10 protein-coding genes are annotated in these 13,023 nt (G+C 65.7%); 8 read left to right on the forward strand and 2 right to left on the reverse strand.

Annotation, left to right across the window (positions count from 1 at the left end; all coding sequences use genetic code 11):
- The first annotated feature begins 66 nt into the window (after positions 1 to 66).
- Positions 67 to 2,907: a bifunctional diguanylate cyclase/phosphodiesterase gene (locus ACS0OT_RS08270; RefSeq protein ID WP_329888922.1), complete on the forward strand. Its 2,841-nt coding sequence runs from the start codon at positions 67 to 69 to the stop codon at positions 2,905 to 2,907.
- A gap of 19 nt (positions 2,908 to 2,926) precedes the next feature.
- Here the strand turns inward: ACS0OT_RS08270 and ACS0OT_RS08275 are convergent, their stop codons facing one another.
- On the reverse strand, positions 2,927 to 3,520 hold the full coding sequence (locus ACS0OT_RS08275) for a TIGR00730 family Rossman fold protein (protein ID WP_005416197.1): 594 nt from the start codon (positions 3,518 to 3,520) through the stop codon (positions 2,927 to 2,929).
- Between the two features lie 344 nt (positions 3,521 to 3,864).
- The gene (locus ACS0OT_RS08280) at positions 3,865 to 5,361 is read right to left on the reverse strand and encodes an aminotransferase class III-fold pyridoxal phosphate-dependent enzyme (protein ID WP_005416198.1); all 1,497 of its coding nucleotides are present in this window, start codon (positions 5,359 to 5,361) and stop codon (positions 3,865 to 3,867) included.
- A 210-nt stretch (positions 5,362 to 5,571) separates the two neighbouring features.
- Between ACS0OT_RS08280 and queA the strand changes: the two genes are divergently transcribed.
- The 7 genes from queA (at position 5,572) to ACS0OT_RS08315 (ending at position 12,980) form a co-directional block, all read left to right on the forward strand.
- A complete protein-coding gene (gene queA, locus ACS0OT_RS08285; protein WP_065185185.1) occupies positions 5,572 to 6,639 on the forward strand; it encodes a tRNA preQ1(34) S-adenosylmethionine ribosyltransferase-isomerase QueA in 1,068 nt (355 codons plus the stop codon).
- 176 nt (positions 6,640 to 6,815) lie between these two features.
- A complete protein-coding gene (gene tgt, locus ACS0OT_RS08290; RefSeq protein ID WP_014646826.1) occupies positions 6,816 to 7,946 on the forward strand; it encodes a tRNA guanosine(34) transglycosylase Tgt in 1,131 nt (376 codons plus the stop codon).
- A gap of 134 nt (positions 7,947 to 8,080) precedes the next feature.
- Positions 8,081 to 8,425 (forward strand): preprotein translocase subunit YajC, encoded by a 345-nt coding sequence (yajC, locus tag ACS0OT_RS08295; protein WP_005416201.1) that lies wholly within the window; start codon positions 8,081 to 8,083, stop codon positions 8,423 to 8,425.
- A gap of 61 nt (positions 8,426 to 8,486) precedes the next feature.
- The gene (gene secD / locus ACS0OT_RS08300) at positions 8,487 to 10,343 is read left to right on the forward strand and encodes a protein translocase subunit SecD (protein WP_262219649.1); all 1,857 of its coding nucleotides are present in this window, start codon (positions 8,487 to 8,489) and stop codon (positions 10,341 to 10,343) included.
- Between the two features lie 16 nt (positions 10,344 to 10,359).
- A complete protein-coding gene (gene secF / locus ACS0OT_RS08305; protein WP_065185182.1) occupies positions 10,360 to 11,340 on the forward strand; it encodes a protein translocase subunit SecF in 981 nt (326 codons plus the stop codon).
- A gap of 489 nt (positions 11,341 to 11,829) precedes the next feature.
- Entirely contained in the window at positions 11,830 to 12,123 is a 294-nt protein-coding gene (locus tag ACS0OT_RS08310; RefSeq protein ID WP_032954795.1) for a transposase, read from the forward strand.
- The gene (locus ACS0OT_RS08315) at positions 12,120 to 12,980 is read left to right on the forward strand and encodes an IS3 family transposase (RefSeq protein WP_065185370.1); all 861 of its coding nucleotides are present in this window, start codon (positions 12,120 to 12,122) and stop codon (positions 12,978 to 12,980) included. The genes ACS0OT_RS08310 and ACS0OT_RS08315 overlap by 4 nt, the downstream gene beginning before the upstream one ends.
- Positions 12,981 to 13,023: the final 43 nt, after the last annotated feature.

Here is a 13,023-nt window from a genome sequence, read left to right on the forward strand (position 1 = left end):
CGGGTGGCGCGCTATGCTCGTCGGCTCAGGGGAGGCGACGCATCGACGGCGCCAAGAGATTGTCATTTGTCCACGCATGCTGAACCGGCGGAAGAGCCACCACACGAGGCCGTGCTGAGCACGGCGCTGGTGCGCGCGTTGCATGCGCTTTTGCCGGAAACGGCCTTGGTCCGCGTCGGCTGGGACGACCCGCAGCTCGGGCGTGGTCAGGGCGGGTGGCCGACCGACGGGGCGGCAGGCGCGTTCACTGCGCCGGGCATCGGCGACGGCTCCCATGGCTGGGAACATGACGGTGCACGCCTGCAGTTGTCTGTGGAAGGCGCTGTGCCTTCCGCGGCGTGGTGGGGGCTGGCCCGTCAGGCCATGGAACTGGCACTGCAGCGTGGCCGCCAGGCCGGGCAGATCAAGGCGCTGGAAGAAGCTGAACGGTTGCAGCAGGCGCTGTTCCAGATCGCCGATCTGGCCGGCGCCGATCTGGAAATGTCGGAGATGCTGCGTCACGTGCACGGCGTGCTCGGCACGCTGATGTATGCCGAGAACTGCTACATCGTTGAATACGATGATGTGCGTGACCAGATCCGCTTCCTGTACTTCGCCGACCAGGTCGACGATTTCGTCGCCGACCCGACGCAGAGCCATGACGCCGCCGAGATGCCGCGCAGCTTGACCGTCGCGCTGCTGCGCCATGGCAAGCCGCTCAGCGGACCCTCGCGCGAACTGCTGGCGCGCGTGGTCGAGCAGGAGCACGACCCGCAGCGTGGCCCCGAAAGCCTGGACTGGCTGGGTGTGCCGATGCTGCGCGATGGCCGGGTATGCGGCGCGATCGTGGTGCAGAGCTATGAGCTGGCGGCCCGTTATGGCGAGGCCGAGCGGGCGTTGCTGGGCTTTGTCGCGCAGCACGTGCAGACTGCGATGGATCGGCGCCAGGCGCAGGTCCGGCTGGAGCAACAGGTGGAGCGGCGTACGCTGGAACTGCAGCGCGCCAACCACAGCCTGCAGGATGAAGTGGCGGAGCGCCGGCGCGCCGAGCAACTGCAGACCGCGCTGTACAACATTGCCGAAATGGCGATGTCGGCCGACAGCCTGGCCCAGTTCTACGGGCAGGTGCATGGCGTGGTCGGGCGCCTGCTCGATGCGCGCAACTTCTATATCGCGCTGGTGAACGGAAGCGGCAACGGCCTGGACTTCGTCTATTCGGTGGACGAGCACAATGCCAGCCGTGCACCTCGTCCGTTCAGTCGCGGCCTGACCGAATACGTGGTGCGCAACCGGCGGCCCCTACTGGCCTCACGCGCCCAGATCGATGCGCTGCTGGCCAGTGGCGAGGTGCGTGAATCCGGCGCGCGCTCGCATTGCTGGCTGGGCGTGCCGCTGCTGCGCGATGACGAGGTGGTCGGTGCGATCGTGGTGCAGAGTTACAGCGAGAACAGTACGTTCAGCGTGCACGATCAGCGGCTGTTGACGTTCGTTGCGCAGAACATCGGAACCGGGTTGGCGCGCCAGCGCGACCAGCAACGGCTGCGTTTGGCGCATGCCGAACTGGAAAAGCGCGTGGAGGAACGCACGCGTGAGCTGGCCGAGGTCAACGAGAAGTTGCTCGGCCAGATCGGCGAGCGCCTGCGGGCCGAGCAACGCCTGACCCATCAGGCCATGCACGATGCGCTGACCGGCCTGCCCAACCGCCTGCACCTGCTCGATCGCCTGCAGGATGCGCTGGCGCTGGCCAAGCGCGAGGGCGGGCCGGTGTTCGCCGTGCTGTTCCTCGACCTGGATCGCTTCAAGCTGGTCAACGACAGCATCGGCCACGCCGCGGGTGACCGCATGCTGGTGGAGGTGGCCAAGCGCATCGTATCGATGGCCGGTGCCGATGATGTAGTGGCACGGCTGGGCGGTGATGAATTCGCGGTACTGCTGCAATGCCCGCAGGGCCTGGCACAGGCACTGGATTTCGGCCAGCGCCTGCTGCTGGCACTGCAGGAGTCGATGTGGATCGCCGGCCGCGAACTGTTCCCGTCCGGCAGCCTGGGCATCGCGCTGTGGAATCCGCGCTACCGTACCGGCGAGGAGCTGCTGCGTGATGCGGACGCGGCGATGTACCGGGCCAAGGCGCAGGGCCATGACCGCTGCGCGATCTTCGACGAGGACATGCGTGAACAGGCCATGCGCAGCCTCGACCTGGAAGCCGATCTGCGCCGCGCGATCAACAACCGTGATTTCGTTCCGTTCTTCCAGCCGATCGTGCGCCTGTCCGATGGCGAAGTGGTGGGACATGAGGCATTGCTCCGCTGGCAGCACGAGCGTCGTGGCCTGCTGTTGCCCGGCGCGTTCCTGGAGCTGGGAGAGGAAAGCGGCCTGATCGAACAGGTCGACTGGCTGATCTACGAGCAGGTCATCGCGCGCCTGGCCGAAGGTGGGCAGAGCTATGTCTCGGTGAACGTTTCGCCGCGCCATTTCCGCTCGGCCGAGTTCAGCGACCGCCTATTCGGCCTGCTCGACGCGTGTGGCGCCGATCCGCGCCGGCTGCGGCTGGAGATTACCGAGGTCGCGCTGCTGGACGATGCGCCGCACACGCTGCGCATCCTGCAGGGCCTGCGCGAGCGTGGCATCCAGGTGCAGCTGGACGACTTTGGTACCGGCTTCTCTGCGCTGTCCTACCTGCACCGATTCCCGATCAGTACATTGAAGATCGACCAGAGTTTCATCGCCGGCCTGCACGGGCCGGAAGTGCAGAGCACGCGCGCGCTGGTCGAAGGCGTGCTGTCACTGGCCCGCACCCTGGGCATCGAAACCATTGGCGAAGGCATCGAGACCGAGGCGCAGCGGCAGACACTGCGCGAACTCGGTTGCGACTATGGCCAGGGATACCTGCTGGGCCGTCCCGCACCGTGGGCACGGACGCTGGCGTGAGCCACCGCGACGGTTCGCTTCAGCGCAGAGCCGAGCGACGTTTCTCGTCGATCCACTTCGAGGCCTGGGCCGGCTGGTAGTTCTGCATCCACACCAGCATTTCCTCGATGTCCGAGCCGTACCAGAGGTCCTGGCGCTGGTCCGGATGCAGGAAACGCTCTTCCACCATGCGGTCGATCATGCCGATCAGCGGCGCGTAGAAACCTTCCACATCGAGGAACGCGCACGGCTTGTTGCCGATGCCCAGCTGGCGCCAGGTCAGCATCTCGAAGATCTCTTCCATGGTGCCGAAGCCACCGGGCAGGGCAACGAAGCCATCGGCGAGGTCGAACATGCGCGACTTGCGCTCATGCATCGAGCCGACGATCTCCAGTTCGGTCAGGCCGCGGTGGGCCACTTCCCAGTCGGCCAGCTGGCGCGGGATCACGCCGGTCACCTCGCCGCCAGCGGCGAGCACGGCGTTGGCCACGGTACCCATCAGGCCAACGTTGCCGCCGCCATACACCAGGCGCAGGCCATCGCGGGCAATGCGGTCGCCCAGTGCAATGGCGCGTTCGGTATAGGCCGGCTTGCTGCCAGCGTTGGAACCACAGTACACACAGATCGATTTCATGGATCTTCCTGTCTCTTGGCCGGAAACGAAAACGCCCCGTCGCCGACCGCAGGGCGGTCAGAGACGGGGTGTCAGTGGATTATGAGGCCTTGACAGGCCTTCTGTAGCGCCGAGCCGCGCCGCGTTTAACCGGCGGTGCCATTGCAAACCTCGCATCGCAATGCGCGCGGAGCCCTCCGTTCCGGGGGGATGGTTCCGGGCTCGGCTGCCCTTCGTTCAGATCACGGCAAAGGCGTCAGCCAAGCAAGGCGATGCCGGTCGTCCTGACCATCACCCTTCGGGCCGTCGCCAGCGACGTTGGCAGCGGCTCCTGCCGCTGCCTCCGGTTCTACCAAAGCGATGGCTTACGCCGCCGCGGCCTGCTCGCGGCGCGGGCCTTCACGCAGGGCACGGCCCACCATGGCCACCAGCAGGTCCAGCTCCTGGCTGTCCATGCCGAAGTGCGGGGTGAAGCGCAGCGAGTTCTCACCACCGTGAATCACGTTGATGCCGTGCTGGCGCAGCCATTCCTCGGTGGAGTTGGCGCCATAACACTTGAACTGCGGGGCCAGCTCGCACGAGAACAGCAGCCCGGTGCCCTGCACCTTGGTGATCAGGCCGCCCAGCTCGCTCTTGAGCTGTTCCAGCTTGCGCACGGCCTCGGCACCGCGCTCGGCGATGTTGGCGCGTACCTGTGGGGTCAGCTGTGCCAGGGTGGCGCAGGCGACGTCCAGCGCACGCGGGTTGCTGGTCATGGTGTTGCCGTAGATGCCCTTGCGGTACAGCTGCGCAGCATGCTCGGTCACCGCCAGCACCGACAGCGGGTACTGCGCGGCGTTGAGCGCCTTGGAATAGGTCTCCATGTCCGGCGGGTCAAGGCCTTCAAAGCCCGGGTAATCGACCACCGACAGCACGCCATGCGCGCGCAGGCCGGCCTGGATCGAGTCGAGCAGCAGCAGGCTGCCATGCGCACGGGTCAGCTCACGGGCAACGGCATAGAACGACGGCGGCACCGAACGGCCCGGGTCGCCTTCGCCCATCACCGGCTCCAGGAATACGGCTTCGATGAACCATTGGTTGCGTGCAGCATCCTCGAACACCTTGCGCAGGCCGGCCTCGTCGTAAGGCGCCACGGTGATCACCGAGTCCTCGCCACGGTAGCTGGCCAGGTGCTGCATGTAGCTCTTGCGGCTGGAATCCGAATAGAGGGCAGGGCGGTCGGTACGGCCATGGAAGCTGCCCTTGACCACCACGCGCTTGATCGTAGCGCCGGCGTGACGTGCGCCAGGATCGGTCTGCAGCTTGGCGTTGACGTCGGCGATGCGCGCGGCCAGGCCGACGGCTTCGGAGCCGGAATTCAGGCACATGAAACGGGCGAACGGGCAGCCGCCACGGCGGTGGCCGATCTCGGCGCGCAGGGCGGTGATGAAGCGCTGCTGCGACAGGCTGGGGGTCATGATGTTGGCCATCACCTGTGGGCGCGCCATGGCCTCCAGCACGGCGTCCGGGGTGTGCCCGAAGCCGAGCATGCCGTAGCCGCCGGCGTCGTACAGCACGGCGCCCTTCAGGGTGACCACCCATGGGCCGCGCGCGGCCAGCGCCACGTACGGGGTCACCGCGTCATCGGCATAGAAATTGACGAATCCGTCCTGCATCGCGTCGATCTGTGCCTGTTCGTCCTGTGCCAGCAGCGGCCCCAGGTCGGCCTGCACGCGCGCGAATTCCTCGGCGGCGGCGTCCACTGCGGCGATCAGCTGCGGGTGGTTGGCGGACAGGGCGGTCAGGGTGGCATCGTCCAGGCCGGTAGTGAGGCGGGTGCCGGGCTGGTTGCGCAGGGGGGCGAGGCGTTCGATGAAGCTCATTGCAGATCTCCTGAAACAATGGGTCGCACGGGCCATCAAAAGCAAAACGCGCGTCATCACGCGCGCTTGGGGCAGGCTCGTGCAGCGGACTTCCGGTTCGATGCTAGCACTTGTTTTTTTGCGCGATAACCCCGCAGAAACCTGCTGCATAGCAGCATTTTGCGCGACGTTCGCCGCGAAGTGCGCCGGCTCGCAGACGCTGGACGTACAATGCGCGCCATTGTCGACCTGTTGCCGCCCACCGCCTTGAAGAAGTCCGATTTCCACTACGACCTGCCGGCTGAACTGATCGCGCAGGCCCCCCTGGCCGAACGCTCCGCCAGCCGCCTGCTGCTGGTACCGCCGGCACCTGCCGCCTTCACCGACCTGCAGGTACGTGACCTGCCGTCGCTGCTGCAGCCGGGCGACCTGCTGGTGTTCAACGACACCCGGGTGATTCCGGCGCGCCTGTTCGGGCAGAAGGCCAGCGGCGGCCGCGTGGAGATCCTGATCGAGCGCCTGCTCGGCGGTCAGCAGGCGCGTGCGCAGGTCGGCGCCAGCAAGTCGCCGAAGGCCGGCAGTCGCATCGCGCTGGATGCCGGTGGCGAAGCCGAGGTGCTGGGCCGCGATGGCGAGTTCTACGTGCTGCAGTTCCATGTGCCGGAGTCGCTGGAGCAGTGGCTGCTGCATGCCGGCCGCCTGCCGTTGCCGCCCTACATCCAGCGCGAGCCGGGCGTGGACGACCGCGAGCGGTACCAGACCGTGTTCGCGCGCGAGGTAGGCGCGGTGGCAGCACCGACCGCCGGCCTGCATTTCGACGAGCCGCTGCTGGCGGCGCTGAAGGACAAGGGCGTGGAGTTCGGCCACGTCACCCTGCATGTGGGTGCGGGCACCTTCCAGCCGGTGCGCGCCGATGACCTGAAGGACCACGTTATGCACCGCGAGTGGCTGAACGTCGGCGCCGAACTGGTGCAGCAGGTGCGGCGTACGCGCGCCGGCGGCGGCCGGGTGATCGGCGTCGGCACCACCGTGGTGCGCGCGCTGGAAAGCGCGATGCGCGATGGCGAGCTGCTGCCGTTCGCCGGCGAGACCCAGATCTTCATCACCCCGGGCTACCGCATCCGCAGCGTCGACGCGATGGTGACCAATTTCCACCTGCCGGAAAGCACGCTGCTGATGATGATCTCGGCGTTTGCAGGCAAGGACCGCGTATTCGAGGCCTACCGGCACGCGATCGAGCAGCGCTACCGCTTCTTCAGCTACGGCGACGCAATGCTGCTGTTCCCGCAGGCGGAGTAGGGGCTGACCTCTGCTTGCTTGTGGTGGGTGCGCACCGTTGGTGCGCACTTGCAGGTGCCTGGAGACCAGGAAAGCCACGCATGGCGTGGCTCTACTGCCGTGCCGTTCAGGCCTGAATGGGCGGTCGAGCCGGTTTTGGGAGACAATGAGCAACTATTTGCCCGAATGACCGCTCCATGTCCCGACTGCAGTTCCAGCTCCAGACCCGCGATGGCCGTGCCCGCCGTGGCCGCCTGACCTTCCCGCGTGGCACGGTGGAAACGCCGGCCTTCATGCCGGTGGGGACCTATGGCTCGGTCAAGGGCATCCTGCCGGACCAGGTGCGGGCGCTGGGCGCCGAGATCATCCTCGGCAACACCTTCCACCTGTACCTGCGCCCCGGCCTGGACATCATCGCCGACCACGGCGGGCTGCACGGCTTCTGCCGCTGGGATGGCCCGATCCTGACCGACTCCGGTGGTTTCCAGGTGTTCTCGCTGGCCCATCGACGCAAGATCACCGAGCAGGGCGTGACCTTTGCCTCGCCCACCGACGGCGCCCGGGTGTTCCTCGGTCCCGAGGAGAGCATGAAGATCCAGAAGGTGCTCGATTCGGACATCGTGATGATCTTCGACGAGTGCACCCCGTACCCGGCCACCGAAGACGTTGCCCGCCGTTCCATGGAGCTGAGCCTGCGCTGGGCCCAGCGCAGCCGCAACGCGCATGACGAGCTGGGCAACGACGCGGCCTTGTTCGGCATCGTCCAGGGGGGCGTGCACACCGACCTGCGCAGCCGCTCGGCCGACGCCCTGCAGGCGATCGGCTTCGACGGCTACGCCATCGGCGGCCTGGCCGTGGGCGAGCCGGAGCACGAGCGCAACGCCATGCTCGACCACCTGGATCCGGAGCTGCCGGGCGACCGCCCGCGTTACCTGATGGGCGTGGGCCGGCCGGAGGACCTGGTCGAGGGCGTGGCACGCGGCGTGGACATGTTCGACTGCGTGATGCCGACCCGTAATGCGCGCAACGGCCACTATTTCACCTCGTTCGGCACCGTTCGCATCCGCAATTCCCAGTACGCGCGGGACATGGACCCGATCGAGCCGGGCTGCGGCTGCGTGGCCTGCACCGGCGGTTACACCCGGTCCTACCTGCGCCACCTGGACCGCTGCAACGAGATGCTGGCGCCGATGCTGGGCACCCTGCACAACCTTTTCTATTACGAAAAGCTCATGGCCGACATCCGTGCCGCGATCGAGGCGGGAACCTTCCTGGCCTTCCGCGAGTCCTTCTACGCGGCACGCGGAGCGGTGGCCCCGCCGCTGTAACCCCGGCGCCCCCCTGCCGAACGGCCCAAGGACGAACGCCCGGGGCCGTGGCATACTTCAAGGCTGACCCAGATCCGCGGTCGACACCCCCGCCCCTCAAGGGACGGGAGCGCCGCCCAACCAAAGGACCAACGATGAACCTGCTTGCTTTCCTGATTCCCGCCGCCCACGCCCAGGCCGCCGGCGGCCAACCGCAGGGCATGGGCCTGACCACGCTGCTGTTCCCGATCATCCTGATCGCCATCATGTACTTCCTGATGATCCGCCCGCAGATGAAGCGGCAGAAGGAGCACAAGGCCATGCTGGAGAAGATCAAGCGCGGCGATGAAGTGCTGACCAACGGCGGCATCGCCGGCAAGGTCACCGACATCGGCGACCACTTCATCACCGTCGAAGTGGCCGACAACGTGCGCATCCGCGTGCAGAAGGGCGCTGTCGGCAGCGTGCTGCCGACCGGCACCCTGGATTCGGCCAAGTAAGCCACTCCCTTTCCGAAGCACAACCGCGGCGCCGGGGATGGCGCCGCGCGGGACCCAAGCAATGCTCGAATTTCCACGCTGGAAGTACGTCGTCATCCTGATCGTACTGGCGCTCAGCGCGCTGTACGCGCTGCCCAACATCTACCAGAAGGACCCGGCCATCCAGATCACCGCCAACCGTGGCGGGCAGATCGACGATGCGCTGCGCGACCGTGTGCTGGCTGACCTGAAAAAGGCCGGCATCGCCACCATCGGTGCCGAAAAGGAAGGGGAAAGCCTGATCGTCCGCCTGCCGGACCTGAAGTCGCAGTCCTCTGCCAGCGACGCCCTGCGTGACACCGTCGGCGAGAAGTACACCGTGGCGCTGAACCTGGCTTCGACCGTGCCGGACTGGCTGGCCAACCTCGGCGGTCGCCCGATGGTGCTGGGCCTGGACCTGCAGGGCGGCGTGCATTTCGTGCTGCAGGTCGACCAGAAGGCTGCCCTCGACAAGCGCCTGGATGCCTATACCGAAGACGTGCGCAGCACCCTGCGTGACGCGCGTATCGCCTACCAGTCGGTGGAACGCCGCGCCGACAACAGCATCGTGGCCAACCTGAGCCCATCCGCCGGCGATGACGCCGCGCAGCGCGCCCGCGCCGCGCTGGTCAAGGCGCAGCCGACCCTCGGCTACGACGTCAGCGGCAACCGCATCACGGTGACCGTGCCCGATACCGAGATCGCGCAGATCTCCAATGGTGCCATCGAGCAGAACATCAACACCCTGCGCAACCGCGTGAACCAGCTCGGCGTGGCCGAGCCGATCATCCAGCGCCAGGGTGCCGACCGCGTGGTCGTGCAGCTGCCCGGCGTGCAGGACACCGCCGAAGCCAAGCGCATGATCGGTGCCACCGCCACCCTGGAATACCGTGCGGTGGTTGAAGGCAATGCGCAGGACGCCATCAACTCCGGCCGCATTCCGCCGGAAGCGAAGGTCTACCAGCAGCGCGACGGCCGTGGCCCGATCCTGCTGAACAAGCGCGTGATCGTCACCGGTGACCAGATGGTTGGTGCGCAGGCGGTGACCGATTCGAACAGCGGCTCGCCGGCGGTCAGCGTGACGCTGAACAACGTCGGTGGCCAGCGCATGTTCGACTTCACCAGCGCCAACGTGAACAAGCCGATGGCGGTGGTCTACACCGAGCGCGTGCCGACCGTGACCGTCGTCGACGGCCAGGAAGTGCGTGGCTTCAAGGTCAACGAGGAAGTGATCTCGGTGGCCAACATCAACGGCGTGTTCGGCAAGAACTTCCAGACCACCGGCCTGCAGAAGAAGGAAGCCGAAGACCTGGCCAAGCTGCTGAAGTCGGGTTCGCTGGCTGCGCCGATGGACTTCGTCGAGGAGCGCGTGGTCGGCCCGAGCCTCGGCGCCGAGAACGTCAAGAACGGCATGCGCGCGGTGGTGTTCGCGTTCCTTTTCACCCTGGTGTTCTTCAGCGTGTACTACCGCATGTTCGGTGTGATCACCTCGGCAGCGATGCTGTTCAACCTGCTGATCGTAGTGGCGGTGATGTCGCTGTTCGGTGCCACCATGACCCTGCCGGGCTTTGCCGGCCTGGCGTTGTCGGTCGGCCTGTCGGTGGACGCCAACGTGCTGATCAACGAGCGTATCCGTGAAGAGCTGCGAGCCGGTGTGCCGGGCAAGACGGCGATCGTGACCGGTTACGAGCGTGCCTCGGGCACCATCCTCGACGCCAACCTGACCGGCCTGATCGTCGGCGTGGCGCTGTTTGCATTCGGTACCGGTCCGCTGAAGGGCTTCGCGCTGACCATGATCATCGGTATTTTCGCCTCCATGTTCACCGCGATCACCGTGTCGCGTGCGCTGGCGACGCTGATCTACGGCCGTCGCAAGAAGCTCCAGAACGTGGCCATCTGACGGGACGACACGCACAATGAAACTGTTTCCGCTGCACATCCTCCCGAACGACACCAAGATCGACTTCATGCGCTGGCGCCATGTCGCCATGGCAGTCACCATCGTGGTGTTCCTGGCCTCGGTCGCCATCATCGGCATCAAGGGCTTCAACTACGCGCTGGACTTCACCGGCGGCACCCTGATCGAAGCCCGCTTCGACAAGGCGGTGGATGTTGAGCAGGTCCGCACCAAGCTCGAGCAGAGTGGCTTCGAAGGGGCCCAGGTGCAGAGCGTCGGTGGCAACACCGACCTGCTGATCCGCCTGGCCCCGCACGGCGAGCATGCTCCGGGTACCGGCGACGCCGCCCACGAGGACAAGGCCACGGCCGCTGCCGTGGTGAAGGCGTTGTCCACTGCCGACAATCAGGCCACCGTGCTCCGCAACGAGTTCGTGGGCCCGCAGATCGGCAAGGACCTGGCGATGAATGGCCTGTATGCCACCATCTTCATGCTGGCCGGCTTCCTGATCTACATCGCGGTGCGCTTCGAGTGGAAGTTCGCGGTCACCGCCAGCATCGTGGCGATGTTCGACCTGATTGTGACGGTCGCTTACGTGTCCCTGCTGGGCCGTGAGTTCGACCTGACCGTGCTGGCCGGCCTGCTGTCGGTGATGGGCTTTGCGATCAACGACATCATCGTGGTCTTCGACCGCGTCCGTGAGAACTTCCGCAGCCTGCGCGTGGATTCGATGGAAGTGCTGAACCGTTCGATCAACCAGACGCTGTCGCGTACGGTGATCACTGCGGTGATGTTCTTCCTGTCCGCGCTTGCCCTGTACCTGTACGGCGGCAGCTCGATGGAAGGCCTGGCCGAGACGCATATGATCGGTGCGGTGATCGTGGTGCTGTCCTCGATCCTGGTGGCAGTGCCGATGCTGACGATCGGTTTCCTGCGCGTCAGCAAGCAGGACCTGCTGCCGAAGGCGAAGGACGTTGAGGCCCTGGCCCGTCGCCCGTAACCGTTCGCGCTGCACGCAACCCACAGAGAACCCCGCGCAAGCGGGGTTTTTTGTGTTGCAGGGCTTGCAGCCCTGCACCCACGGTAGTGCCGGCCGCTGGCCGGCAACAGCAACAGCAACAGCAAGAGCGTGCCTTCCGTGGGTGGGCGGGGCGGTGTCGGAGTGCGGGGACGCCGCAAGTACGTCCGTGTAGGCTTGGCAGCCGCATCCATGCGGCTGACACCCCGCACTCCGACACCGACCCACCTTCGACGGGTTCACGCGGCTGTCGGTAGGTGTCGACCTGGGTCGACACATTTGTCAGATATCGAAACAATTCTGGGGTCAGATCCGTTTTCCTTCAGAAAACGGATCTGACCCCAAGAGCTGTTCCGACAGATCGCGGAAGACTGTCAAAGGCGGGGTGGGTCCGGTTGCGGGGGTGTCTGATCTGGCCCCCCGTCAGCGGACGCCAAGAAGCGATACTTTGATCGCACTTGGAGGTCCCTTATGTCCCGTATCACCCGTCGTAGCTATACCGATGAGTTCAAGCACCAAGCCGTGGAGTTGGCCGAGTCGCTCGGGCCTGCCGCAGCAGCCCGTCAGCTGGAGATGTCGGTCAAGACGCTGGCAAATTGGCTTGACGCGGTCCGTGCTGGCCGGTCTCTGACCTCTGAGGCTCGCAGGCCAACCACCGACCTGGAAAGCGAGATCAGCCGCCTTCGGGCCGAGAACGCCAATCTGAAGATGGAGCGGGAAATCCTAAAAAAAGCGGCGGCGTTCTTTGCCAGAGAGTCCAAGTGAGGTACGCCTTCGTCGCCAGTCAAAGGACTCACTACCCGACCAGGTTGTTGTGTCGGGTTCTTGGGGTTTCTGTCTCTGGATTCCATGATTACCTGCGTCGGCAATGTGCCCAAGCGTGCGATGCCGATTCGGCCCTGCGTACCGAGCTTCGGGCCATTCATGTGACCAGCAAGCGCAGTTATGGGCGACGTCGGCTGGTCAGGGCCTTACGAGCCAGGAATCATCCAGTCGGCCACAAGCGCGTGGCACGGTTAATGGCCGAGGAGCGAATCCAGGGCAAGACCAAAGGCCGATTCCGACCCAAGTCCTCCGGCGGCTCATCTCAGCTCGCCCCCAACCTGCTGGATCGGCAATTTGCCCCCGGAACCGGACCGACGGCGTGGGTCGGGGATATCACGTATGTCCCCACCCGCCAGGGATGGCTGCATCTGGCCGTGGTCATCAGCGTCCAGACCCGGCAGGTGCTGGGCTACAGCGTTTCCAAGCGTCTGACTGAAGAGCTGGTGGTGAAAGCATTTGCCAATGCCTGGGCTCTGCATCCACAACGACCCGGCCTGATCTTCCATTCAGATCGTGGTGGGCAGTACTGGGGGAACGAGTTTCGCCAGCTGCTGCAGTCCCATGACGTGGTCCAAAGCATGAGCCGGCCTGGCAATTGCTGGGACAACGCGGTGGCCGAGAGCTTCTTTGCGACGCTCAAGACAGAAGAGGCTGCCGAGCCTTACGCCAGTAGGGAACAAGCCAGCCAGTGCATCGCTGCTTACATCCACGGCTTCTACAATCCAGCCCGGCTACACTCGGCGCTGGGCTACCACTCGCCTAACAACTACGCCCGGCAGCTCCGGGCTGCCGCCTGAAACGGCTTCATGGCGTCCGTTTTCAGGGGGCCAGATCAGTCCG

The sequence above is a fragment of the Stenotrophomonas maltophilia group sp. RY12688 genome, from assembly GCF_052149045.1.
Lineage (GTDB): Bacteria > Pseudomonadota > Gammaproteobacteria > Xanthomonadales > Xanthomonadaceae > Stenotrophomonas > Stenotrophomonas sepilia.